This window comes from Marinitoga sp. 1197 (assembly GCF_001021165.1).
Lineage (GTDB): Bacteria > Thermotogota > Thermotogae > Petrotogales > Petrotogaceae > Marinitoga.
Genome location: NZ_AZAY01000034.1, coordinates 1 through 26,262, shown reverse-complemented (window position 1 = coordinate 26,262; position 26,262 = coordinate 1). Strand labels below are relative to the sequence as shown.

Annotated in this window: 20 protein-coding genes, 1 pseudogene and 1 riboswitch; of the genes and pseudogenes, 11 read left to right on the top strand and 10 right to left on the bottom strand. The window is 27.2% G+C overall.

Annotation, left to right across the window (positions count from 1 at the left end; genetic code table 11):
* Positions 1-123: 123 nt before the first annotated feature.
* From X275_RS08755 to X275_RS11740, 4 genes are all read right to left on the bottom strand, one after another.
* Complete coding sequence (locus X275_RS08755) at positions 124-2,307, bottom strand: methyl-accepting chemotaxis protein (RefSeq protein WP_047268454.1); 2,184 nt, start codon at positions 2,305-2,307, stop codon at positions 124-126.
* A complete protein-coding gene (dxr, locus tag X275_RS08750) occupies positions 2,304-3,428 on the bottom strand; it encodes a 1-deoxy-D-xylulose-5-phosphate reductoisomerase (RefSeq protein WP_052913783.1) in 1,125 nt (374 codons plus the stop codon). Before dxr ends, X275_RS08755 begins: the two co-directional genes overlap by 4 nt.
* 184 nt (positions 3,429-3,612) lie before the next feature.
* A complete protein-coding gene (locus X275_RS08745) occupies positions 3,613-4,953 on the bottom strand; it encodes an NCS2 family permease (RefSeq protein WP_047268452.1) in 1,341 nt (446 codons plus the stop codon).
* A 239-nt stretch (positions 4,954-5,192) separates the two neighbouring features.
* A riboswitch (purine riboswitch) is annotated at positions 5,193-5,294 on the bottom strand.
* Between the two features lie 50 nt (positions 5,295-5,344).
* Positions 5,345-7,021 (bottom strand): HD-GYP domain-containing protein, encoded by a 1,677-nt coding sequence (locus tag X275_RS11740; RefSeq protein WP_197072635.1) that lies wholly within the window; start codon positions 7,019-7,021, stop codon positions 5,345-5,347.
* 360 nt (positions 7,022-7,381) lie between these two features.
* Here X275_RS11740 and X275_RS08735 point away from each other — a divergent pair, with 360 nt between their 5' ends.
* Both X275_RS08735 and X275_RS08730 read left to right on the top strand, forming a co-directional pair.
* Positions 7,382-9,043, top strand: coding sequence for a formate--tetrahydrofolate ligase (locus tag X275_RS08735; RefSeq protein ID WP_047268451.1), 1,662 nt, complete (start codon positions 7,382-7,384; stop codon positions 9,041-9,043).
* 10 nt (positions 9,044-9,053) lie between these two features.
* Positions 9,054-9,845 carry a bifunctional 5,10-methylenetetrahydrofolate dehydrogenase/5,10-methenyltetrahydrofolate cyclohydrolase gene (locus X275_RS08730; RefSeq protein WP_047268450.1) on the top strand — a complete coding sequence of 264 codons (792 nt, stop codon included), beginning with the start codon at positions 9,054-9,056 and terminating at the stop codon, positions 9,843-9,845.
* On the opposite strand, the gene X275_RS08725 is transcribed toward X275_RS08730, so the two are convergent.
* Positions 9,840-10,379, bottom strand: a complete 540-nt coding sequence (locus X275_RS08725) for a chromate transporter (protein WP_052913781.1) — start codon at positions 10,377-10,379, stop codon at positions 9,840-9,842. The two genes, X275_RS08730 and X275_RS08725, sit on opposite strands and share 6 nt — an antisense overlap.
* Positions 10,363-10,893, bottom strand: a complete 531-nt coding sequence (locus X275_RS08720; RefSeq protein ID WP_052913779.1) for a chromate transporter — start codon at positions 10,891-10,893, stop codon at positions 10,363-10,365. Before X275_RS08720 ends, X275_RS08725 begins: the two co-directional genes overlap by 17 nt.
* A gap of 141 nt (positions 10,894-11,034) precedes the next feature.
* On the opposite strand from X275_RS08720, the gene deoD reads away from it, so the two are divergent.
* The 9 genes from deoD to X275_RS08675 all read left to right on the top strand — a co-directional run bounded on the left by deoD (position 11,035) and on the right by X275_RS08675 (position 21,622).
* A complete protein-coding gene (gene deoD / locus X275_RS08715) occupies positions 11,035-11,742 on the top strand; it encodes a purine-nucleoside phosphorylase (protein WP_442914815.1) in 708 nt (235 codons plus the stop codon).
* Positions 11,743-11,791: 49 nt separating this feature from the next.
* Positions 11,792-13,531: a sensor domain-containing diguanylate cyclase gene (locus tag X275_RS08710; RefSeq protein WP_047268448.1), complete on the top strand. Its 1,740-nt coding sequence runs from the start codon at positions 11,792-11,794 to the stop codon at positions 13,529-13,531.
* Between the two features lie 40 nt (positions 13,532-13,571).
* On the top strand, positions 13,572-15,371 hold the full coding sequence (locus X275_RS08705; protein WP_047268447.1) for an ABC-F family ATP-binding cassette domain-containing protein: 1,800 nt from the start codon (positions 13,572-13,574) through the stop codon (positions 15,369-15,371).
* A 4-nt stretch (positions 15,372-15,375) separates the two neighbouring features.
* Positions 15,376-17,364: a glycoside hydrolase family 13 protein gene (locus X275_RS08700; RefSeq protein WP_052913797.1), complete on the top strand. Its 1,989-nt coding sequence runs from the start codon at positions 15,376-15,378 to the stop codon at positions 17,362-17,364.
* Between the two features lie 144 nt (positions 17,365-17,508).
* On the top strand, positions 17,509-17,823 hold the full coding sequence (locus X275_RS08695; protein WP_047265045.1) for an STAS domain-containing protein: 315 nt from the start codon (positions 17,509-17,511) through the stop codon (positions 17,821-17,823).
* A 242-nt stretch (positions 17,824-18,065) separates the two neighbouring features.
* A complete protein-coding gene (locus X275_RS08690; RefSeq protein ID WP_047268446.1) occupies positions 18,066-18,305 on the top strand; it encodes a glutaredoxin family protein in 240 nt (79 codons plus the stop codon).
* A gap of 98 nt (positions 18,306-18,403) precedes the next feature.
* The gene (locus X275_RS08685; RefSeq protein WP_047268445.1) at positions 18,404-19,903 is read left to right on the top strand and encodes a bifunctional ADP-dependent NAD(P)H-hydrate dehydratase/NAD(P)H-hydrate epimerase; all 1,500 of its coding nucleotides are present in this window, start codon (positions 18,404-18,406) and stop codon (positions 19,901-19,903) included.
* On the top strand, positions 19,896-20,987 hold the full coding sequence (locus X275_RS08680) for a hypothetical protein (RefSeq protein WP_047268444.1): 1,092 nt from the start codon (positions 19,896-19,898) through the stop codon (positions 20,985-20,987). The genes X275_RS08685 and X275_RS08680 overlap by 8 nt, the downstream gene beginning before the upstream one ends.
* The gene (locus X275_RS08675) at positions 20,987-21,622 is read left to right on the top strand and encodes a thiamine diphosphokinase (protein ID WP_047268443.1); all 636 of its coding nucleotides are present in this window, start codon (positions 20,987-20,989) and stop codon (positions 21,620-21,622) included. The genes X275_RS08680 and X275_RS08675 overlap by 1 nt, the downstream gene beginning before the upstream one ends.
* A gap of 13 nt (positions 21,623-21,635) precedes the next feature.
* Here the strand turns inward: X275_RS08675 and codA are convergent, their stop codons facing one another.
* The 4 genes and pseudogenes from codA to X275_RS08655 all read right to left on the bottom strand — a co-directional run bounded on the left by codA (position 21,636) and on the right by X275_RS08655 (position 25,982).
* A complete protein-coding gene (codA, locus tag X275_RS08670) occupies positions 21,636-22,904 on the bottom strand; it encodes a cytosine deaminase (RefSeq protein WP_197072634.1) in 1,269 nt (422 codons plus the stop codon).
* Complete coding sequence (gene codB / locus X275_RS08665) at positions 22,901-24,223, bottom strand: cytosine permease (RefSeq protein ID WP_047265040.1); 1,323 nt, start codon at positions 24,221-24,223, stop codon at positions 22,901-22,903. Before codB ends, codA begins: the two co-directional genes overlap by 4 nt.
* A gap of 379 nt (positions 24,224-24,602) precedes the next feature.
* Positions 24,603-25,189: pseudogene (locus X275_RS11915) on the bottom strand (iron-containing alcohol dehydrogenase); the annotation flags it as partial.
* Positions 25,152-25,982 carry a PD-(D/E)XK nuclease domain-containing protein gene (locus X275_RS08655; RefSeq protein ID WP_084825161.1) on the bottom strand — a complete coding sequence of 277 codons (831 nt, stop codon included), beginning with the start codon at positions 25,980-25,982 and terminating at the stop codon, positions 25,152-25,154. The gene X275_RS08655 and the pseudogene X275_RS11915, both read right to left, overlap by 38 nt.
* Positions 25,983-26,262: the final 280 nt, after the last annotated feature.

Below are 26,262 nucleotides of genomic sequence, written 5' to 3'. Positions count from 1 at the left end.
TTTGTTTTCAGTCTATTTTAACATCTTGATATGGAGTTTTCAAGACTTTTTTTTAATAATTTGTTAAATATATCTTTAACAATAAAATATAAAAAAAGACCACGCATAAAGCGTGGCTCCTTTTTATATCCTAAATTTTTTAATTAGACTTTCCATATTTTGAACAGCGATTTCTAACTTTCTAGAAATTTCCAATAATTCTTCACTTCTACTTTCCAAATTTTTGAAATTTTTCTTTGAATTTCTAATATATTCATTTACATTAATTACATTATTAGAAGCCTGATCCATTGCTGCTGCCATTTCCTCAGTTGAAGCGCTTTGTTCTTCAGAACTTGATGCCAAACTGTCGACCATCGATACAATATTTTCTATTGCATTTTTTATATTTCCAAATTCATCTGATACATCATTACTTTTTATAGCAACTTTTTCTATTATATTTGAAAGGGATTCTGATTTTTCACTTACAATATCAGTTTCATCTTTTATACTTTTTAATAAATCAGAAATATTTTCAGTTGCCTGCCTTGTTTCTTCTGCAAGTTTTCTTATTTCATCAGCCACAACAGCAAATCCTTTTCCTGCTTCTCCAGCTCTTGCTGCTTCTATTGCCGCATTTAATGCTAATAAATTGGTTTGTTCTGCAATACTTACTATAGTATCAACTATTTCACCAATATTATTAGATTTTTCTTGCAACTCCTTTACCTTTTTCACATTATCTCCTGCAGCTATTTTTGCTTCATTTACTATATTATTGATTTCCTTGATGCTATTTTCCCCTATTATAACAGAATTTTCAACATCATTACTTTTTTGACTTAAATCCTGAGCAGCAGAACTTATCATTTGGGCAGCTGAAGCAACTTCTTCAATACCTGAATTTGTTTCTTCAATTGAAGATGCTGCATTATCAGATTCTAAAGAGGCTTTTTCAAGTGATTCCTCAACATTTCCTACTATTCCTTTTAATTCATTCGAATTTTCTAAAATTCTATCTTTTTCTGTATATATCATTTCATTACCTTTTATTAAGGATATAATTATTTCTCTTAACGATTTTCTCATATTCTCAAAAGAATGTTCTAATAACCCAATTTCTGTTTCAGATGTTACATCAACTTTTTCATTTAATATACCTTTTTCTATTTTGCCAATATTTTCAATTAATTTATGGACTGGTTTTGAAATTAATATTTTAATTGAAATAGATATAACAATTATTATTATTATTATAGTTATTAATAAAAAGATAATATTTATTATATTTGATCTCATTAAAGGTTGATAAATCTCATCTTCATAAACTGCTAAAACTACATATAAATCACCTATATTTTTTACGTACGCTAATTTTTTATAGAGTTTATCCGAACCTTTAACCTTTGGATACATATATTTATAAAAACCTGTTTTCGTTTCTAAAGCTAATTGAGAAATTATTTTTTTAGACTTAGGATCTATAGCTGAAGATTTTGTTCCTATTTTGTTTTTATCTTTATTCATAAAAAACGTTCCATCTTTATTATAAACAATTGGATAAGTATTATTACCAATGTATGATTTAGAATATAATTTATCATATAATTTATTTAAAAATTCCATTTTTTTTGCTTCGATTTTTTTATCAATTTCGTCAATATAAACACCAGTTCCAACCATCCATTTAAATTCTGGAATCCAGAAAGATACTCCTAATTTAGGAAATAATTTATCTTCAGGTTCTCCTGGTTTTGGCCAATAATAAACAACAACACCACTATCATTATTTTCATAAGATTTTTTTGCTTCATTTATTAATTCTTGAATTAAATAAATGCCAGTTTTATCTTTTAAATTATATAAATTTTTTCCTTCTAATGATGGTTTTACAGCATGCATAACATTTATACCATTTTCATCATATATAAAATAATATCCTTGACCATTGTCAAATCTTATTTTTCTTAATTCTTCTTTTATTTTATCTTTAGCTGAATCTTCATCTATTTTTCCATTTTTTAAATCCTCAATTATTTTATTTACCAGGCTTTTTGTTGCATCATTTATTGTTTTTATTCTATTTATTTCATCAGTTCTTAATGTATTTTCTAATGTTTTTATACTTTCATTAAAAGTTTCGATTGTAGAAGAAATATTTTCAACATTTTGTTTCATTATTCCCTCTTTAACAAAATTGTCAGTTATTTTTTTCAAATTATAATACGAAACAAATCCATTAACTAAAAATGCTAATATTACAATTAATGACACCATAAATATGGTTTTAAACCCCATAGATTGGTGAAATTTTACTTTTTTCATAATATCAGTCCTTTCATAAAATTTTTAACTTCTTCATCTATTAATATTATATCACTAAATTTTTTGATCTCAATATTTTTATCTAAAAATTTATTAATTGCTTGATATATTAATTTATATATATCTGTATATTTAATCTTTCCATCTAAAAACAATTGAACTGCTATTTCATCAGCAGCATTATAAACAATTTGTAGTTTTTGATTTCCTAAAATATCAAAAGCAAGTTTTAATGCCGGATATCTATTATAATCAACTTCTTCAAAATTTATAGGTGTCGATGTTAAATCGGGAAATTTATATTCATAGATTCTTCTGGGATAGGTAATAGAATACGCAATAGGAATTTTCATATCTGGAGTACCATAATGAAATTTCATAACACCATCAGGATATCCCACAATAGCATGAATATGGCTATTTCTATTTATTAATACATCTATATTTTCTTTTTTTAAATTAAACAAATAATATGCCTCTATTATTTCCAACCCTTTATTTACCATAGTAGCAGAATCTATAGTTATTCTTTTTCCCATTGACCATACTGGATGATTTAAAACATCTTTTACTGTAACTTCATCCAATTTATTAAGCGGCCAATCTCTTAACGCTCCTCCAGAAGCTGTAATTATTATTTTTGAAGGGTATGTATCTCCATTTTTCAATTGAAATAAAGCACTATGTTCGCTATCAACTGGTATAATTTCAGTATTGTGTTCTCTTGCATAATTTAAAAGCATATTTCCACCACACACTATTGATTCTTTATTAGCAAGACCTATTCTTTTAGCAACTTCAATTGATTTTATTGTATGTTTAATTCCAACAGCACCACCAGTAGCGACCAGAACAAAATCTGGTTTTGATTTTTCCAGCATTTTTATTGTTGAATCTTTACCTGAAAAAATTATAGTTTTATCAAAAGATTCAATATTAGCATTTTCAATAGCCGCATATTCAGGCTTCCATTTTTTTATTATTTCTATTAATTTTTCTTTATTTTTACCTGCACTTACACCAACCAGTTTAAAATCAAAGTTCTTTTTTTTAAGAAAATCTAAAACTTCCAGTGTTTGTGTTCCAATAGAGCCGGTAACACCAGTTATAGCTATTCTCACAAATTCCACTCCTTTTTTCTATTTCAAATTACATACTGTTCTTATCTAATATTATACAATATTTTATATAAAATAAAGTTTAATATTTATATTTAAATAAAAGATTTCCATCTAATGTCAGAATTTTTGATCATATTATAACAATACATTATAAAAAAACAGCCTGCATAATGCAGGCTGTTTTTTAATGCTGTAAGAATACTAAGTAATAAACAAAAGCTATAGCTAAAATCCAATTTAACCAATGAATATCTTTTCCTTTACCAGAAAATAGTTTTACTAATGGATATACAACCAAACCAAGTGCAATACCATTTGCTATAGAATATGTTAAAGGCATCATAATAATTGTAATAAATGCTGGCACTGCTTCTGTTGTATCTTCCCATTTTATTTTTGTTAAATTTTTAAGCATTAATGATCCAACAAAAATTAAGGCAGGAGCTGTTGCAGCAGCAGGTATTGTTAATCCCAATGGAGAGAAGAATAACATTAATAACATTAATACCGCTACAGTAACAGAAGTTAAACCTGTTCTTCCACCCTGCGCAATACCTGTTTCACTTTCGATATATGTAGTAACTGTAGAAGTTCCAAACAAAGCACCAACCGAGGTTCCTATTGCATCTGCCATATATGCTTTATTTGATCTTGGAAAATCTTCACCATTTTTAACAAAACCAGCACTTTGCGCTAATCCTGTTAATGTTCCAAGTGTATCAAAAAAATCCACAAAGAAAAAGGTTAAAACTACTACCCAAAAAGATCCTGTTAAAAGGTCTCCCCAGGATAATTGCAATTTCATAAATGTTGGAGCAATACTTGGAATTTTACCAACAATCCCCTGATAATGAGTAACACCAAATACAGGAAATGCTCCTATTATAGTAGAAATTATAATACCCAATAAAATAGAACCAGGAACTTTAAGAGCAAATAAAACAGCTGTAATTATTAAACCTATAATTGCAACCATTGCACTAGAATCGGTCAGATCACCTAAACCTACAAAAGTTGCAGGGTTTGAAACGATAATATTTGCACTTTTTAACCCTATGAATGCTATAAATAAACCTATACCTGCACTTGTAGCAAACTTAACATTTTGAGGTATGGCTTTTACCACAAAACTTCGTGCCCCTGATGCTGTTAAAAGAATAAATATTATACCTTCTACAAAAATAGCACCTAAAGCTACCTGCCATGGAATTCCCATTTTTAATACGACAGTATATGTAAAATAAGCATTTAATCCCATACCTGGTGCTAATGCGAATGGATAATTAGCATATAATCCCATTACCAATGTTGCTGTTGCAGCACCAAATATTGTTGCAACCATTATAGCACCAAAAAATTGACTATAAACACTTGAACCAACATCCGCTCCTGGAGCCATAGCTGTTACTAAAATATTAGGATTGACAAATAAAATGTACGCCATACTTAAAAAAATTGTCACCCCTGCCAGGATTTCCGTTGTTACTGTTGTTCCATTTTCTTTTAATTTAAAAAACTTTTCCACCCCATAACACCTCCTGAGTTATAAAAATATTAAAAATCCTTAACATTATTGTATAGAATATGAGTTACTTTATTTTTTCTATTAGTTTAAAATGGTGTTAATTTTAATTTTGGAGTTACAAAAACAACTTCGCATAATCTATAATTTTTTATAGAAAAAATTCTATATATAATTAATTAAAATATAAATAAACACCTTAAAATACAAAAAACCTCTCTGGAAGAGAGGTGTAATAAAAATCTATACAACTCTCTTCCTATAGTCAAACAGTTTACGGCTGTCTGGTAGATACTCCCGAGCCATATTCTCAGGATTATATAGGAAGATAAATATTATCAACTTTTTCATATTACTAAAATTCTATTAATTTCATCTATTAAAAATATCTTTATTATTCAACTCTATCAAGCTTTTTAACATTAATTATTTCTTTTTTCTTATATTCAGTATATATTTTATCAAATTCCTTGTGATATTTTTTAAAAATATTTAATACTTCCGGATCAAAAATATCTGGTTTTGTTTTAAAATCTCCATTGGTAATTATATTATATGTTTCTTCATGTGTATATTCATCCTTATATGGTCTTTCACTCCTCAAAGCATCATATACATCGGCAAGGGCTACAATCCTTGCTTCAATTGGAATTTCTCCACCTTTCAAACCAAACGGATATCCCGTTCCATTATAATTCTCATGATGGTACATTGCTATATTTTTTGCCATCTTAAAACGTTCATCATCCCCAAATATTCTCTCAGCAAATATTGTATGTTTTTTCATTTCTTCATATTCATCCCTTGTTAAACCACCTGGTTTATTTAAGATTTCGTGTTTGATCATAAGTTTACCTATATCGTGAAGAGGTGCATAAGATTCTATATCCTCTACAAATTTGGGATCAAATCCCAATTTTTCAGCAATTAATCGAGAATATTTCGCAACTCTTTCTATATGATTTCCTGTGATTTCATCGTATTCTTCAGCAATTGACGATAGATGTGATGAGAATTTTCTATATGATTCTTCGAGATCACTATATGCTTTTTCTAATTGCATATATAAATTTTCTAATTCTTTATTTGTAGCTTCCAACTCTTCAGTCGATGCACTGATTTCATCAAATAATTCAAGCATTTCTTTTATGGATAAAAATTCTACCTCTTTTAACTCATTTAATTCTTCGAAATAAAAATTTTCATCTCTTATAGGTTCTAAAATCTCTTCAAAATCATTCACAGAAATATTTAAAAAACTCTGTCTATCTAATATTCTTAATTCTTTTAAAAAACTTTCCATACTTTTTATTATTTTAGAAAACTCTATTTCAAATCTATGGATAAATTTAGTACTTTTAACTCTTGAAACTAAATTCCATATTATTATTAAAAACATAAATAAAGAAATCACCAAATTGTATAATAACTGAAGCGTAATATCCAATGAAGTTGTTAATTTAAGATCATTCCAATTTGTTGTGTTGTTTATAAAAATTCTATTATTTATCATTGAAATTTTTTTTATTTCCTTTACTGGAATTTTTGAATATATAATTTTCCCACTTTTACTTTGAATTGTTAAAAAATAATTTGAATCTATTTCGAATCTTATTTTGTCTAACTCTCCAATCAAATAACTATTGTTAAATTTACCACCTATATATATATGGGATTTTTCATCAAAAAGTTTATTTCTAAAAATAAAAATTCCTGAATTTTTTTTTATAATTTCAAAATAAAATTCAGTATTTGATATATTTTTTTCATCCAATTGGCTTTCTGGTAAAGTTTTTCTAATTTTTCCACTTTTATCTATTATAAAAAAATTTGAAATTCCTATATCTTTTAACAACTTTTCATCGTTTATTATACTGATATATTTCAAATGATAATAATAGTGATTCATTATGTCATTAAAATTATTTAAATTAATTGCAGATACTGACTTTAAAGTTGAATTAATATTTAAAAACATTAAAATCCATAATACAATTATAATTAGCAAAAAAATTATATTTTGTCTTATCGAATTTTGAATGTATTTTTTTATTATTTCACTGTATCTCATATTAATACCTCACAATATTTTAATCGTTAGTTTAACTAAAATTAATATATCAACTGATTAATTAATTCATATATCCTGGGCCATTATATCATATTATCAATTAATTCTCAATAATAATTATAGTAACTATTCTGTAAAATTTAAAAGAAAGTAGTTTTTTTGTATCTTTCCATATCGATTTTATATATACCTATTTTTTTGATATAATATTAATGATGTATTATAAGTTAAGTATAATATTAGAAGATATATTTAATTAATATGTGCACACGCTTTGGATCAACTTTTTTTAAAAAAACTTAAATGAAAATAAGAAATTAAAAATTTTCTATACGAACATTATATAAGAGAGGTGATTATATGTTAAATGATATTGAAATTGCTAAGAAAGCTTCACTAAAAAAGATAACAGATATTGCTATTGAACTCGGGATAGGTGAAGAATATATTCATCAATGTGGAAATCATATCGCTAAAATTTCACATAATTATTTGAAAAATATTGAAAGAAAAAAAGATGGAAAGTTAATTCTTGTTACCGCAATTAATCCAACGCCTGCTGGTGAAGGAAAAACTACCACAAGCATCGGACTTTCAATGGCTTTTAATAAATTAGGAAAAAAATCAATTGTAACATTAAGAGAACCTTCCCTTGGTCCCGTAATGGGAGTAAAAGGCGGTGCTGCTGGTGGAGGGTATTCCCAGGTATTGCCAATGGAAGATATAAATCTGCATTTCACAGGAGATATACACGCTATAACGACAGCTCATAATCTTGTATCCGCAGTGTTGGATTCACATATAAAATTCGGAAACGATTTAAATATAGATGAAACAAGGATTTTCTGGAAAAGAGCTATTGATATGAACGATAGAGCTTTACGACAGATTGTAATTGCATTAGGTGGACACTCTAATGGAAAACCAAGAGAAGATGGATTTGTTATAACCGCCGCTTCAGAAATAATGGCTGTTTTATGTCTTGCTGACGATATTCCAGATTTAAAAAGAAGACTTCAAAATATAGTGGTTGCAAGGACAAAAAAAGGTGTTCCAGTTACAATTGGTGACTTAAAGATTGAAGGAGCACTTGCAACTGTATTAAAACATGCTATAAATCCAAATCTGGTTCAAACAATTGAAAATACACCTGCATTTATACACGGCGGTCCATTTGCCAACATTGCTCATGGAACAAACTCACTAATAGCTACAAAAATGGCTTTAAAATTATCTGACTATGTTGTTACAGAAAGTGGGTTTGGTGCAGATCTCGGTGCGGAAAAATTTCTTGATTTTGTTTCTCCTACCGCTGGATTTAAACCGGATGCTATTGTTTTAGTAGCTACAATTAGGGCTTTAAAATATAATGGAGGATTAAAAGATTTTAATGAAAAAAATCTCGACGCATTAAGAAACGGAATTGTAAATTTGAAAGTACATATTGAGAATTTAAAAAAATTTGGTATACCTGTAATTGTTGCTTTAAACAAATTTGATACGGATTCTGAAGAAGAAATAAAATTTGTCGTTAATTTTGTCGAGAATTTAAACATTCCAATTTCGATAAATGAAACATATTATAAAGGGTCCGAAGGAGCCATCGATTTAGCCAAAAAAGTTATCGTTGAGTCTAATAAAAAGAGTGAATTGAATACAATATATAACTGGCATGACCCTATAGAAGTTAAAATATTAAAGTTAGCAAAAGAAATATATAGAGCTAAACATGTTGATTATGAAATGGCGGCAAGAAATAAAATTAAATTCCTTAAAAAACATGGTTATGACCATCTGCCCGTTATAGTTGCCAAAACACAATATTCAATATCTGATAATCCAAAAAAATTAGGAGCCCCTTCAAATTACAATTTTACAATTAGAGATTTTGAATTATCGGCAGGTGCGGGCTTCATAGTAGCTTTAGCAGGTGAAATAATGAGAATGCCCGGATTACCAAAACATTCCAATGCTGAAAAAATTGATATAGATGCAAAAGGCAACATTTTCGGTTTATTTTGAGGTGATAAACATGATTATTAAGGTTGATAAATTAGCAAAAGAGATTAAAAATAATATTATAACAACAAAAAATAAAAATTTAAAATTGGTAAGCGTTGCTTTAGATCCGGATAGCGCAACGCTTGCATATTTACGTTCTCAAGAAAAATTATCAAGGAAATTAAATATTAATCACGAATTAAAAATAGTATCTTCAAAAGTAGAATTAATTAAGGCAATAAAAATTTTGAATAATGACGAGTCTGTTAATGGCATATTTTTATCTCAACCTCTTCCTTTTGAACCTTATGAAGTCTTGCAATATATTGATCCTAAAAAGGATATTGAAGGTATTACCCCTTATAATTTAGGAAATTTAATATATGGAAAATCCTATTTTAAACCATGTACAGCCGATTCTGTTGTTAGGATATTAAATAATTTTACAAATCTTGATGGAAAAAATGTTACTATAATAGGCAGAAGTGTAATTGTCGGATTACCAGTTTCAATAATGCTTTCGAATAAAGAAAACAATGCTACGGTAACAATATGCCATAGTCATACAAAAGATTTAAAAGCTATAACCTTAAATTCTGATATAATAGTTGTGGCTACGGGAATACCTAAATTTTTAAAAAAAGATATGGTAAGAGAAAACAGTATAATTATTGATGTTGGAATTAATGTCAAAAACGGTTATATTGTTGGCGATGTAGAGCCTGATGTAAAAAACATAGCATATGTTACAGAAGTTCCTGGAGGAGTTGGTGAAATAACCTCTTTAATTCTTTTTGAAAATTTGACAAAAACTAAATTATAAACTATATGAAATATATGAAAAAATAACCATTCCAATTATAGCTGAACTTAGAATTATATATATTGGATCTATTTTTGTTTTTATAAATAGCATTAAAGCATACAAAGCTATAATTGCACTGATAATATTTTTTTCTATTATTATTGGCTTTAATACGGATAAAAAAGTCACTGAAATTAATACAACCGTTCCAAATCTAAGTGATTTCATTAATGAATTTTTATTTAAATTAAATTTTTTCAAAAACATTTTAGCTGTATAATAATATATAATGGCTGGCATTACCAAAAATAAAGTGTTTAAAAAGGCTCCGGGTAATCCATATTTTAAATATCCAATATATGTTGCAAGATTTACAGCAACTGGTCCTGGTGTCATCTGAGAAATAGAAATAGCGTCCTGTAAAGCTTTTTCTGTTAATAATTTATTTTCAATTATTAATTGTTTTATAATACCAAGAGAAGCCCATCCTCCCCCAAACGAAATAAACCCTATTTCAAAAAAAAGAAAAATCATTTTAAGCATTTTTATCATTCCTCTTTTCTAAAAAGTAAAAAACTATGATAGTTGAAAAAAAGGTTACAATAGTATATGAAGGATAAAAAAATATTATTGATATGGATAATATAATAATTATAATATCACATTTATTAAATTTTGTTGTTTTCACAAAATCGTATAGAATTCCTGCAACCATACCTATTAATGATGCATATGCACCTTTAGTAAAACCAGAAACATAAATATTATCTGAATATTTTTTCAATATCGAAGCGATTAAAATTATGCTAAAAAATGGTGGCATTAATATTCCAAGAGAAGATATAATTGCACCTTTTATACCATTTATTTTTTTCCCAATTAACCAGGACGTTTTAAATGCAATAGGACCTGGTATTGCCTGTACAATAGATAATATTTCTCTAAATTCTTCTTCTGTGATTAATTTTTTTGACGTAAGATTTTTTGACATTACAGGAATCATTGCATACCCTCCGCCAAGTGCAAAAGCTGATATTCTAAAAAACATTAAAAATAATTTAATCAAAGATACCACCTCTTTCTACTTAGGACTTATATTTTGTATTTTATCATAATTTTTTATTTTTGAATATTCTTCTTAATTAAAAAGATGTATAATATCCTGTTAAGATAGGTTCCAAAAAAATTCAAGGAGGCGATTTGCATGATACCTACACCACATATTGAAGTTGATAAAAAAGGCATTATTGCAGAAACAGTTATTATGCCAGGAGATCCATTAAGAGCTAAGTTTATTGCAGAAACATTTTTAGAAAATCCTGTTTTGTTTAATACCGTAAGGAATATGTTCGGATATACTGGGACATATAAAGGTAAAAAAATTAGTGTTATGGGAAGTGGCATGGGAATGCCGAGTATAGGTATTTATTCATATGAATTATTTAAATTTTATGATGTGCAAAATATAGTAAGAGTTGGATCTTGTGGTGCATACACTGATGAAATTGATTTATACGATGTTATATTGGTCGAAGAAGCCTACAGTGAATCAACTTTCGCAAAGGTTATGGGAGGTATAGATGATGAAATCTTAAAACCTTCCAATGAATTAAATAAAAAACTGGAAAATGCTGCAAATTCATTAAATATCAAAATTCATAAAGGAAGAATTCACAGTTCTGATGTTTTTTACAGGGTTAATTTTGAAGATTATAAAAAAATAAGAGATACTTATGGTTGTATAGCTGTTGAAATGGAATCATTTGCATTATTTGCAAATGCCATGGTTACTGGTAAAAATGCTGCATGTTTATTAACTGTTTCTGATTCATTAGTTACCAAAAAAGCTACTTCAAGTGAAGAAAGAATGAAATCATTTACAAATATGATGAAAATCGCTCTTGAAATGGCATAAATGGGCATTTTATGCCCATTTTATTTATAGCAAAAAATCGGGGTGAATTATGAAAAAAAATATTTATGAATATTTATTTAACTTTTCCAATAATGCTATATTTTATTGGGATGAAAGTTTAAAGTTAATAAAAGCAAATAAAAAAGCTGCAGAATTATTGGGGTATTCATCACCTGAAAAAATGCAGGGAATCTCATATTCTAAACATATAGATGACACAGAAAAAGAAATAATTCAGCGAATTAAAAAAGCATTAAAAAACGGGGAATTATTTCATATTTTTGAAAGGAAATATAAAACAATAAATGGTGATATAAAATGGGTTGAGGTTTATATTTCTCCTATTTTAATTGAAGAAAATAAATATATACTTCAGGAAGTGGACTATGATATAACGGAAAGAAAAATTCTTGAAGAACAATTAGAATTCGAAAAGAAAAAATTCGAAAATTACTTTAATCTTGCACAAACTATAAATGTGGTTCTTGATAAAAATGGAAATATATATGATATTAATAATAAAGCATGTGAAATATTAAAAGTTAAAAAAAATAAAATAATAGGGAAAAATTGGTTTGATAATTTTATTCCTCAGGAATTACAAAATGAAGTAAGAAAAGTGTTTAATAAAATACTATCTGGAAAAATTGAACCCGTTGAATATTATGAAAATGAGATAATAAATAATGATGGGGAAAAAATTATTGTATCTTGGCATAATAATTATATTAAAAAAGGAAAAAACATAATTCTTATTTTTTCCTCTGGAATAGATGTAACAAAAGAAAAAAAATATATACAACATCTGGAATATGAAAATAATTTTTCAAATGAATTCTTAAAATTATCTAATGAAATAATTTCGTCTCAATGGAACGAACAACTATATCAAAAAATTATAGATAAACTTGTTGATATAGTTCCATCTGCAGAAACAGGTGCTATGATATTTAAAAATAAAAAATATTATGAATATAAAGCTGTTAAAGGCTTTGATATTAACAAATTAAAAACTATAAAATTTAAAATTGAAAGCACTGAAAAATTTTTGTTTAAAAATCCATATATTGTTTCTAATTGGAAAGAAGAATATTCACAAAATATAAAATATAAAAATACACTAATAAAATATGGTAATTTAGAAAAAATAAAAGAAACTTTGATAATTCCTTTATTTATAAAAAATAATTTATATGGTTTTATAACGCTTGATTCGTATAAAAAAAGGTTTGAAAATATTGATAAAAATTTTGCTAAAATTATTAAATCAAATTTAGAATTTTTATTATGGAAATTAGAAGTAGATGAACAACTACGCAAATCTGCTGAATACGATTTTTTAACAAAAATTTATAATAGACAGGCTTTTATTTCTAAAATAAAAGATATTATAGCTTTAGAAAAGAGATTAAAACAAAAAATAGCATTTATTTATATGGATATAAATAAGTTTAAGGCAATAAATGATACATATGGACACAGAATAGGAGATGAAGTGTTAAAGTTTTTTGCTGAAAGGGTCTCTTCTGTATTAAGAGAAAGTGATATGTTTGCAAGAATAGGTGGGGATGAATTTATAATTGCTTTGTTTAATACTGATAAAAACGGGGCAAAAAAAGTAGTAAATAAAATAAAAAAAGATCTTAAAACACCATTTCAATTTGGAAATATCAAATTGAACATTTCTGTAAGCTTTGGATACTCGATTTATCCAGATGATTCAACCAATATTGATAAATTAATCGATAAGGCTGATAAAATGATGTATAGAGAAAAACACCAAAGATAATATTTGTTGATTTTCAAAATATTTTGTTGAGGTGAATCTAATGCTTTTTAAATTAGAAAATATTTCGCATAATTTTGGCACTCAGGATATATTTTATGATATTGACCTTTCAGTCTACGAAAAAGATAGAATAGCTTTAATAGGTGCTAATGGCTCTGGAAAAACTACACTATTGAAAATAATAAATGGGGAAATCGAACCATTGGAAGGAACTATTTTAAAAACAAAAAATTTAAAATTAGGATACTTAAAACAATTTAGAGCTGATGAATTAAATTTAACCCTTTTTAATTATGTTTTAAAAGAAATTGAAAAAAATATAAAAGATGAAATGAAAAATAAAATTGTAAGATCTGTTTTAAAAGGTATGGGATTCGATGAAAATCACTGGGATAGAAAAATAAATTCTTTGAGTGGTGGTGAATTAACAAGATTAGCGCTTGGTAGAGTTTTAGCAGGAGATTATAATTTATTGATATTAGATGAACCTACAAATCATCTAGATATATACTCTATAAATTGGCTCATTAATTATTTAAAGTCTTATAAAGGAGCTATGATATTTGTATCGCATGACAGAAAATTCATAAAAGAATTAGCAAATAGATTCTGGGAAATTAATAATTTTAAATTATGGGATTTTAAAGGAAATTATAAACAATATTTAACTCTTAGAGAAAATATCCTCATTAATATAACAAATAGAAAGAAAAACCTTGAAAAAGAAATTAATAGATTAAACTCAATGATTGAAAGGTTTAGAAAATGGGGAACAGAAAAAATGATGAAACAGGCTAAATTTAGAGAAAAATTACGGGATAAACTTTTAAAAGAATTTGAAAAAATACAATCACTACAGGAAGAAAAAATTATTAAAATAAAAATACCAGAACCTAAAAAAACCGGTTATAAAGTTTTAGAAATTAAAAATCTTTCTTTTGGCTATAATGAAAAAAAATTATTGTTAAAAAATATAAATTTCGAAATAAATGAAGGGGAAAAAATAACCATTTTGGGTAAAAATGGTAGCGGGAAATCAACATTATTAAAATTATTAACAGGTAAATTATCTCCTGTAAAAGGGAATATTAACTGGGGATATAATATAAAAATAGGATATTTAGATCAGGTTATATCCTCACTAAACAAATCGCTTGATGTAATGGGGTTAATCTGGAAAGATGTTCCACAATGGCAGGATTATGAAGTAAGAAAATATATAGGAAGATTTGGTTTTTCAGGAGAAACTGTATTTAAAAGCGTTGAGACTCTTAGCGGTGGAGAGTTAACCAGATTAGCTCTTGCAAAGTTAATATTACAAAAACCTAATGTTTTAATTTTAGATGAACCTACAAATCATCTGGATATTTTTACTATACAAACTCTTGAAGAAACACTAAAAGAATTTAAAGGTGCTATAATTATGGTATCACATGATGAAAATTTAATAAAAAATTTATCTGATAGTTTTTATTTGATTAAAAATTCATCATTATTAAAATATAAATCATTCGATGAAATATTACCAGAATTAATAAATGATTCATTTAAAATAAAAAAAGAAAATGGCTATAATATAGACTACAAAACAAATAAAAAAATAAAAAATAAAATAAAATCACTAAAAAGTGAAAAAAAAAGATTAGAAGAAAAATTCGAAAAAATAATTATAGATATTGAAAATATTGAAAATTTAATGTATTCTTATTCCCAGGATTATCAGAAACTGATAAAATTGGAAGAAGAAAAAAATAGTTTAGAGCAACAGCTTGAAAATATTACCAAAAAAGAAAATGAAATTATTCTTGAAATACAGAAACTGGAAAATATTGGAGGATGATTATATGATTTTCGGAATATATTCCGATCAAAGTAAAAATTTCTTTAGCCCAACAAATCCCAAAATAGGCAATGAAATTACTATTAAAATCAGAGTATCAAAAAAATTAGGCCCTGTTTCAGGAAAATTATATTTATCAACGCAAAAACACTCACATAAGTATAAACATTCAATTATGAAATTGGAAAAAGAAAATGAATTTTATTGGTACTTTTCCAAAAAATTTACCTTGACTAACAGATTAATACGATATCATTTTGAATTGGATTTTATAAAAATTAACAGAAAAATAAAATATGATTCTCAAGGAATAGTAGAAAAACGTCCTATCGAAGACTTTGTTATTATTCCAGATTTTGAAGTACCAGATTGGGCGATTGGAACCATCTATTATCAAATATTCCCCGACAGGTTTTATAATGGTGATCCATCAAATGATCCTGTTAGTGGCGAATACATATATGACGGAGAACCTATAAAGAAAAAGAATTGGGATGAATTGCCAGATCCTGATAAAGGACATATTGAATTTTATGGTGGAGATTTAAAGGGAATAATTGACAAATTAGATTATTTAAAAGATTTAGGAATAGAAGCAATATACCTAAACCCTATCTTTGTTTCACCCAGTCCTCATAAATATGATACCCAGGATTATGAGCATATAGACCCTCATTTAGGAGTAATAGTTGAAGATTCTGAAAACTTAGATGAAAAATATAAAGTAAGAACAACATCTAAAAAAAATCTAATAGAGAGTGATAAACTATTTTCTAACCTTGTTGAAGAAGCCCATAAAAGAAATATTAAAATAATTCTGGATGGTGTATTTAATCATTGTGGTTCATATCATAAGTGGGTTAATGAATATAAAATATATGGTGAAAATGAAGGAATTGCAAATAATAAAGAATTACCAGAATCAGAATATTTTTACTGGCATGGTGAAGAATATGAAGGTTGGTGGGGATATAAATCTTTACCAAAATTAAATTATAATAAAACAATGTTAGTCTGGAAATATATATCTCAAATAGGTGAAAAATGGGTAAAACATCCTTTTAACGCAGACGGTTGGAGGCTTGATGTAGCTAGAGATTTGGGAAAAGGCAAACGAATCAATAAAACATTTTGGAGATATTTCAGGAAAATTGTAAAAAAAGCTAATAAAAACGCTTTAATATTTGCTGAAGATTACGAATCTCCAAAAGAATGGATAGAAAGTTTATCATGGGATGGTATAATGAATTATATAGGTTCGATGGATCCTATAAGTTATTATTTAACAGGTATGGAAAAACATAATGATGATTTCAAACCAGAATTAATTGGAAATTCAGAATGGTTTATAAAACAATTAAAATGGGCTTGGAGCCAACTACCTCTAAATTCAAAGTATATATCTTTAAATCAATTGAGTAATCATGATCACTCAAGATGGGCAACTCGTACAACTAAAAAAATTGGCAGAGCTAATACTCTTGGGCATAAAGAAGCAGAATTTGACATAGATTGGGATATATTTAAAATTGGATATTTAATGGTTTTCACATTACCTGGAGCACCTGGTCTTTATTACGGTGATGAAATAGGACTACCTGGTTGGACTGATCCAGATAACAGAAGAACATTTCCATGGAAAAAATTACATGAAAATTTATACCAGGAAAATTTGAATTTTATGAAAAATATGATACAATTCTATAAAGAGCATGATGTTTTAAGAAATGGTTCAATAGAATTCTTATCTTGGGATAAAGGATTTATAGTATATAATATATGGGACAATAAAGAAAACTTAATAGTTATCATAAATATAAACAATTTTACATATAAATTCGAAATTCCAGTATGGTTATCAGAAATTAATAATGGAAAATTTAAAATTATATATAGTACAAAAACTGTTACAGAAAAAGAATTTAGCGTTTATGATGGAATATTAGAAGGAGATATTTCAGGAAAGTGTGCTATCGTACTTCAAAAAATGTAATATTTTATGTTATAATATCCGAGACAGTATTTTTAAAAGGAAATAAAAAGGAGTTTAAGATAAAGCATACTTAAAATAAATATAAAATATAAATATTAAAGCAAAGAGCGAATCATTTAGCTTCGCTAAGAAAGGAGGAGAATTATGAAAAAGGAGATATATGGTAATAGTGCAACGATTTTTTTACATGGTAGGATAGATATAAACAACTCCGAAGAACTAAGAGATGAATTAAATGAATTAGCCGAAAATGGAATAAAAAGGATATTTATAGATATGTCAAATCTTGATTATATTGATAGTAGTGGATTAGGAAGAATTTTATATTTCTTTATGAACTACAAAAAGAAGGGTGGCTCAATGGAGTTGCACAATGTGAGAAATGAAAATGTAAAAAAAGTAATAGAAATCGTTAGACTGGATAAAATCATTCCAGTGAGAGAATATAATGTTGATTAATCTCCTTATAGATGTTTAGACTTTGCTATAAAGTACATATTTTTAAACTCTTTAATATAAAAAAGTTTATCATCAATAAAATAATCTTCCTTAAAAGGAAGATTATTTTATTAGAAGCTAACTTTGTTTTTTTGTTGCTAAACTAATTTTATTTTTTACAAAAAGTACTTTTAAATTTAAATATATTATGGCATAAATATACTTAGCTATATACAAATTGTATATAATAAGGAGGGATTAAGTTGGCTCATGTAAAAATTGCTATATATACAACCTCAAGATGTCCATGGTGTAAAAAGGCAAAAAGATATTTTAAAGAATTAGGAATACCTTTTAAAGAATATAATGTGGAAAAAGATCAAAAAGCTGCAGAGAGAATGGTTAGAAAAACTGGACAAATGGGTGTACCTGTAATAGAAATTGGAAATCAAACAATTGTTGGTTTTGATAAAACAAAAATTGAAAGAATGTTAGGAATATAAAAACTGAGGCATTTTGCCTCAGTTTTTATTTACTCACTCTGAAAATTCAAATAAATGTGATAAAATTAAAATAAGACTTATTATAAGGAGGACTTTATATGCATATTTTAACTTCTGAAGAAATGAAAAAAATAGACAATTATACTTCAAAAGAATATGGAATTTCTTCTGAGGTTCTAATGGAACAGGCTGCACTATCCATTTATAACGAAATTATTAAAAATTTTAATAAAAATACACATTTTTTATTTGTATTGGGAAGCGGAAATAACGGTGGAGATGGTTTAGCAACTGCCAGATTGTTATTCAATGAAGGATATAAGAATATAAAAATTGCTATTGTAGGAAATAATAAAAGTAATTTATTCAAAAAACAATTAGAAACCATCAAAAAATTTGGATTTAATAATTTTATAGAATATAATGACGATTTCAAAAATCATGTTAGTACTGCTGATTGTATTATTGACGGATTAATCGGTATAGGATTAAAAGACAATTTAAAAAAAGAGATTATTGAAATTATCGATATTATAAATTCTAAAAAAAGGGGATATGTGATTTCTATAGATATTCCTTCAGGGATAAATTCAAATAATGGCAAAATGCATAATAATGCTGTTAAAGCAAATAAAACTATTACCTTTGGTAGTTATAAACTTGGACATATCTTTTTCCCAGGAAGAGAATACTCAGGAAAAATTGTTGTTTCTCCTCTTTCGTTTCCAAAAGATTTATTCAATATTTCTCATAGAGAGTTAGTTACAAAACAAATGGTAAAAAAGTTATTACCTGAAAGACCAAAATTTTCTCAAAAATATGATTTTGGAAATGTTTTAATTCTTGCAGGTTCCTCCGAATTTCCAGGCGCATCGGTACTTTCTGCAATAGGTGCACAAAAAATTGGCGCTGGATTGGTTAAATTAATTACACCAAGTTCATTATCTTCATCTGTTTTAGAACATGAACCAGGTATTATATATAAATCATTAAATAAAGATAAATTTTCCTTAAGGGATATTGATATAATCTATAAAAATATAAAAAAAGCTTCTGCTATTGTAATAGGGCCTGGATTAGGCCGTTCAAATGAAACTATGCAATTTGTCAGAGGTGTTGTTGAAAATTCAACTGCTCCTATTGTTGTTGATGCAGATGCACTTTATGCTGTCGATGCATTAAGATTAAGAAAGAATATAGTATTAACTCCGCATGTTGGTGAAATGCAAAGAATTGTAAGAACTGATGAAATTGAAATAAGACAAAATTATGAATACACTGAATATTTTGCAAAAGTTAAAAAGGCTACTATAGTATTTAAAGATGCTACCACAATAATCACAAATGGTGAAAAAACATTTTTTAATATTACTGGAAACACCGCATTATCTAAAGGAGGAAGCGGAGATTTGCTTACCGGTATCATCGCAGGTTTAATTGCACAGGGACTAAATGTTATGGAAGCAAGTATTGTTGCATCTTATTTATCTGGTAGAACTGCTGAAATAGTCAGTGGCGAAAAATCAGAATATTTTGCAACCCCTCTTGATATAGCTAAAAACTTATATAAAGCTATTTCGGAGGTAATGAATGATTAAAAGAAAATTGCTTCAAAAATTAAAGCAAAAACAATCTCTAAATCAAAAACAAATACAGGCATTAAACTTTATTCAAATGCCATTAAATAAACTCGATAATGAAATTAATGACTTTATATTAGAAAATGTATTCTTAAAATTTAAAGAGGATAATTTAAATTTTTATAGTTTAGATTATCTTGATTATATTTTAGAAACAACAACATACAAAATCAGCTTTTTAGAAGAAATTAAACCTATATATTTAGCTCTTGTCCCATCTTATCTTGAAGATTATGCAGAAACTTTATTTGAATATCTCGATAAAAACGGAATATTAACTATTTCAAAGCGAGAATTTATTAAAAAATATAACATCAACAAAAAAGATTATGATTTATTAATTGAAATTCTTAAAAACCTTGGACCTTCTGGATTTGCCGAAGAATCTTTAAATGATGCATTAAAAATACGAAAAGAAAAAGGAGAATTCGGATTGCCACTCTCAAATTTAGAAAATGGAGAAAATATTATATATATAAATGCTAAGCCGGATATTATTTTTTTTGAAAAAAACGGCAATATAAAATGGCAGGTAAATATTCCAACTCTCCCGGAAATAGATGAAATATATCTCAAAAATCTTAAATCGTTTAAAGAAAAGAGTTTAAGAAAGTATATTGAAAAAGAAATGGAAAAATTATATATAATAAAAAACGCTATCAATAAAAGAAAAGAATATCTAAATGTATTGGCAGAAATACTTGTTTTAGAAAATTCTAATTTTTTAAAATATGGAAACACGCCAAAAATACTTGGAATAAGAGAAATAGCTCAAAAATTAAATATTTCACCCTCCACTGTAAGCAGAAGTATTGCATCAAAATACTTTATGAATTTAAAAAAAATTATATTTCCATTTTCAACCCTTTTTAATACCAGAGATGCTCAAAAAAATAAAAAAGAGATTATACTTAATTTTATAAAAAACAATATGAATATTTCTGATAGTAAATTAGCTAAATTAATTGAAAAAAAATTAAACATAAAAATATCTCGAAGAACTGTAAATAAATATAAAAATCAATTAAGGGGTGGAAAATAATGCAAACCTTTATAATATCAGGTGGAACTCCAAAAAGTTCTCTTGAATTTTATAAAAATATTATAGGTAATTCAGATCTTCTGATAGCAGTAGATAAAGGTCTTGAATTGTTTAAAAAATTGGATATCGAACCGGATTATTTAATTGGAGATTTAGATTCCGCATCTCAAGAATCGATAGAATGGGCAGAATCAAATGATGTTGAAATTATAAAATATAGATCTGATAAAGATTTTACAGATATTGATTTAGCTCTTGATTTTGCCATTGAAAAAAAATCAAAAAAAATTATTATTTCAGGTTTTTTAGGTAATAGATTAGATCATATATTTGGAGCTTTACTTTTGTTAAAGAAATATAATACAGAAATTATTTTTAAGGAAGAATTTTTAGAAATTTCAAAAATACCTAAAAATTTTGATAAAATGGTGAGTAAAGGTGAAATATGGTCAATCTTTTCGCTGACAGAAAGAACAGAAGGAATTTATCTTAATGGTTTTAAATATCCATTAAAAAATGGAACTTTATTTTTTAACAACCCTATTGGTATAAGCAATGAAACTATAAATGAAAAAATTGAAATCTCTTATTTAAAAGGATGCCTGGTATATTTCAGATGGAAAAGCGACTCATAAGAGTCGCTTTTAATTATTCATATATACCTATCACTCTAAAACTTATTTCTTCATCATTTACATAAGATTTAGCTGGAGTTGTTTTAGCTATAATGTTTCCATTTTTTATTACATAAAGCACTTCACTTCTAAGTCTTATAGCTTCTATTTTACTTGGTGCATTTAAAATGATTAAATCAGCTTTATTTCCTTCTTTTATTCCATAGTCACTTAAATTCATAAGTTTTGCGGAATTATATGTAATTGCATCAAAGATCTCATTAATTTCATTATATCCAGTCATATGTCCAACATTCAAAGCCATAAAAGCTACCTGAAGCATATTATATCTTCCAAGCGGATACCACGGATCCATTACAGAATCGTGCCCTAATCCAACATTTATTCCTGATTTTAATAACTCTTTAATTCGAGTCATGCCTCTTCTTATCGGATAATTATCAAATCTTCCTTGAAGAGCTATATTATCAAGCGGATTCGCTATAACATTTAATTGAGCTTTTTTAAATACACTCATTAATTTATAAGCATAAGCGTTATTATATGAATGCATAGCAGTAATATGACTCGCTGTAACTCTTCCAAAATAATTTTCTTTTATAGTTTTAGCTGCTAAATATTCTACAAATCTTGATTGATCGTCATCAGTTTCATCAATATGTACATCTATATCTTTATCAAAACTTTTAGCTAAATCCATTATAATATCAATACTCTTTATCCCATCATCTCTCGAAAATTCATAATGAGGTATTCCACCAACTATATCTGCTCCAATTTCCAATGATTTTCTCATTAAATTTTCTCCATCTGGAAAACTAACTATCCCTTCCTGTGGAAAAGATACTATTTGAACATCCACTAATTCTTTCATTTCTTGCTTAACTTCAACCATTGCCTTTAAAGCTGTTAATTCAGGGTCACAAACATCTACATGAGTTCTTACTTTTAAAATCCCTTGAGCCACAGCCCATTTCAAAGCCTCTTTAGCTCGTTTTTTCACATCTTCATGGGTTAATTTCAATTTTCTTTTGCTCCATATTTCTATTCCTTCCCATAACGTTCCTGATATATTATATTGAGGATCGCCTACAGTAAGTACTGCATCAAGATGAACATGAGGATCAACAAATGGTGGCGACACCAATTTTCCATCTGCGTCAATTTCTATTTCTGCCTTTTCTTCAATTTTTCCTATTTTTATTATTTTTCCATTTTCAATAAAAATATCTTTTAATTCTTTATCTTCGCCAATATGCGCATTTCTTATTATCATTTTCATGATTCTTCACCTACAACTATTTCATGATTATTATTTATTCCAAATACTTTTAACAATATATCAAAAATTACATAAAACACAAATGCTCCTATAATACCATTAATTGGAGGAACACCGGGGCTATATTTTGCAATTAAAGCTCCTGCAATATAACCTAAAACTCCAGACCAATTAAATTTTTGAAATTTTATATTTGTAATTTTTGGATATTTCATTTTATGTTTGTAAAAAAAGTCTGCCATAATTACTCCACCTATTGGTGGAATAAACGTTCCAAGAAGAACAAGCCATGGAATAAGCCAATTATACATTCCCAATATTGCTAAAATAGTTCCTATTGCAGCGCCTCCAATTGTAAAATATCTTCTTTTCTCTGTTCTAAAAAAGTTACATCCTGCAACAGAAAAATTATAAATTGTATTATCCTGTGTTGTCCAAATATTCAAAAATAACATTACTATCCCCCAAAATAGCAATCCCTGTTTTACAAGAACATTTACTATGTCCGGCTCTTGATAAACTAATCCACCATATGCTCCAGCAAAAATCATTAACCCATTACCTATAAAAAATGCAACAAGTGATCCAAATACAGCAGAATATGCTGTCTTTGAAAATCTTGTCCAATTTGTAGATTGAGTCCCTCCACTAACAAATGTTCCAAAGATTATAGTTATAGCTGCTGCTGTTGTCATATCCTTTGTAGGTTCTATCCCAAGAATTCCCGCTAAACCTCCTGCATCCTTTGTTGCTATTGTCATACTCCATATAATTAATATCGTCATCAGTGGCACAGAAAACCTTGAAAGCCATTCCAATCCTCTATATCCAACATATGCAGTCCATGAAAAAGCAAATCCAAAAAGTATCATTAACGGTATATTCCATCCCTGGGGTAAATTGAGAAACTTTGTCAAAAGAATAGCTATTGTTGCAGTTCCCCAGGCATACCAGCCGATTTGTGTAAATCCTAAAATGAAATCTGGCCATTTACTCCCCCAATCTCCAAAACTATATCTTCCTAAAAGAACTGTACTTAATCCTGTTTTAAATGCTATATACCCTAATATAGCAACATATAATCCCAATAACAAGTTACCAGCAACTATTAAAAGCATCAAATCTGGCCAGAATTTAAAGGATACTCCAAGATTACCTCCAGCCCACATCGTTGCAGTGAAAAAAGTAAATCCTAATAAAACTACCGATATTGACCAAAACCCTTTCCTTTCTGATATTGGAACTTCAACCAACGGAAAATCTTCTGACCCTTCTTTTAACTCTTCATTCTTCTTTCCTAAAATTTCTTCATCTGCCATTTTTCTCCCCCCTTACACAAAATTCAGTTATAAAGAAATTTAATTAGAATTAATATTCTAATTTTTTATTGTTTTTATTCACTTAACAAGGTTACTTATAGGTTATTATCTCACAAAAAAAATGTTAAAACAATTTCTCTCTATAATAATCATCTTGAATTATAATAGATAAATATCAAATATACTAAATTATCTATTATTTTTTTATTTTTCATTTTTTCTTAATAATAGTATAATATAAATGTAGAGATAATAATATTATTCCATATCCTGCGTATACTAACAGAGAATTAATTTTTTCATCAATCATTTTCGATATTGAATTATATTAAAACAAAAAACGGCTCCAATGGGAGCCGTATTACAAAGGAAGAAGTGGTTACTTATTCAATAGATTCATTGAATCAAGATAAATTTGTTTTACAATTTCCTTAGTTGCTTTTATAGGTACCATTGATAACAAAATATCCAATGACAGCGTATTAAATGCTAAATCAATTAACCTTTCAATATCATCAATTGTATAACCTTCATCTGATAATTTTTTAGTCACTCCTACACTTAATAGCCATTTTTCTATACCTTTTGCTATTATTTCTGCTTCTCCAGGTATTCCTTTTAGTCATGGAACAATAGGTTCGAATATTTCCGCTAATACTTCAGGTTTTATAGGATAAATTGCTTTTACTACAGCAGGTAATAAAGTGGATCCGCTTTAGCTTCTGGTAAATATTTTGTGATTAATCTTATTGTCTCTTTTGCTAATAATATCGTATAAGGATTTGCTACCAATGTTGTTGCTGCTTCTGTAACATGATTTATAGCATCGATGGATGTAAATGTTGTTTGGCTTTCAGGTAATGTAACGGTAGTTAATGGATCGCTAATTGCATATAATGGATATATACAATCGTATACTAATGCTGGCTTATAACCTTTTTCCTCTATTGAGATAGTTCCCCATTTTTGATGGATTTTCAAAATTAGTTTTTATAAACCAAATATGTAATTTTATCCCATTTTCTTCTTCTAAATTATATTCAAAATCTTTTATTGTATTTGAATATATTATTAACCATTCTTCTTTTAGCCCTTTTCTTTTTATATATTCTTTTATTTGTCTTTTGGATATTTCGTATTCATATTTTATTATGTTCGCTTTTATTTCTATTAAATATTCTTTTCTGTTATACATTACCATTAAATCTATTCTTCCTCCGCCTATTTGCGTTTCTGGATATACTTTTCCTCCAAGTAATTCTATGTATGCACTTAAAAATTGGTCAAGATTATATTGATACACCCCTTCATAATAGTTTCTGCCTTTGAACATTACTGCTCCTCTACTTTTTATGTATTCTGTATATCTTTTTAGCAGTTCATTTAGTTTTAAATTTTTATTCTCATCTATATATTTATTTAAATCTTCTTCAAATTTTAGCATTTTATTTCTTTCTCCATTAGTTTGTGGTTTGAAATGATTGTATAATTTTTTATAATATAACGGTACTTTTACACAACATTTTCCGTCACAGTCATCTATTACCCCATTTAAATATAAAAACTTGATTCTATCATCGCTTATATCAAATTCAATGCTTTCTGGTTCAAATAATATTTTCATCATTAATTCTTTTTCTTTTTTCGCTTTGTTTATTATATTTGATATGTTTTTGTCTATATATACTCTCATATAATCATATAATGTTTTTTCAAAATGTTTTTCTGTTATTATTTTTTCTCCTTTTGCTTTTTTCATTACTAAATCATATGCAAGTCCATTGGTTAATCCTGGTTGTCCTGCTGCGTTGTGCCATATTAATTCTTTTACTTTTTCATCGAATATTTGCCTTCGTATTCACCCCTTACAAGATTTGGACAAAAAATAAGAAAGTGATATCATAAAATTGAAAAAAAGAAAGGGGTGTTTTTTAATGAGAAAACGAACTAATTATGAACCAGAATTTAAGTTGTCCGTCGTTAAAGAATATCTTTCTGATGATTCATTAACTCAAAGAGATATTTGTGAAAAGTATTTT

Excerpts from the sequence above, each read along its gene's own strand:
- X275_RS08755 (WP_047268454.1), bottom strand. The coding sequence starts at position 2,307 with ATGAAAAAAGTAAAATTTCACCAATCTATGGGGTTTAAAACCATATTT.
- X275_RS11740 (WP_197072635.1), bottom strand. The coding sequence starts at position 7,021 with ATGAGATACAGTGAAATAATAAAAAAATACATTCAAAATTCGATAAGA.
- X275_RS08735 (WP_047268451.1), top strand. The coding sequence starts at position 7,382 with ATGTTAAATGATATTGAAATTGCTAAGAAAGCTTCACTAAAAAAGATA.
- X275_RS08730 (WP_047268450.1), top strand. The coding sequence starts at position 9,054 with ATGATTATTAAGGTTGATAAATTAGCAAAAGAGATTAAAAATAATATT.
- X275_RS08725 (WP_052913781.1), bottom strand. The coding sequence starts at position 10,379 with ATGATAAAAATGCTTAAAATGATTTTTCTTTTTTTTGAAATAGGGTTT.
- X275_RS08710 (WP_047268448.1), top strand. The coding sequence starts at position 11,792 with ATGAAAAAAAATATTTATGAATATTTATTTAACTTTTCCAATAATGCT.
- X275_RS08705 (WP_047268447.1), top strand. The coding sequence starts at position 13,572 with ATGCTTTTTAAATTAGAAAATATTTCGCATAATTTTGGCACTCAGGAT.
- X275_RS08700 (WP_052913797.1), top strand. The coding sequence starts at position 15,376 with ATGATTTTCGGAATATATTCCGATCAAAGTAAAAATTTCTTTAGCCCA.
- X275_RS08695 (WP_047265045.1), top strand. The coding sequence starts at position 17,509 with ATGAAAAAGGAGATATATGGTAATAGTGCAACGATTTTTTTACATGGT.
- X275_RS08685 (WP_047268445.1), top strand. The coding sequence starts at position 18,404 with ATGCATATTTTAACTTCTGAAGAAATGAAAAAAATAGACAATTATACT.
- X275_RS08680 (WP_047268444.1), top strand. The coding sequence starts at position 19,896 with ATGATTAAAAGAAAATTGCTTCAAAAATTAAAGCAAAAACAATCTCTA.
- X275_RS08675 (WP_047268443.1), top strand. The coding sequence starts at position 20,987 with ATGCAAACCTTTATAATATCAGGTGGAACTCCAAAAAGTTCTCTTGAA.
- codA (WP_197072634.1), bottom strand. The coding sequence starts at position 22,904 with ATGAAAATGATAATAAGAAATGCGCATATTGGCGAAGATAAAGAATTA.
- codB (WP_047265040.1), bottom strand. The coding sequence starts at position 24,223 with ATGGCAGATGAAGAAATTTTAGGAAAGAAGAATGAAGAGTTAAAAGAA.
- X275_RS08655 (WP_084825161.1), bottom strand. The coding sequence starts at position 25,982 with ATGAAAAAAGCAAAAGGAGAAAAAATAATAACAGAAAAACATTTTGAA.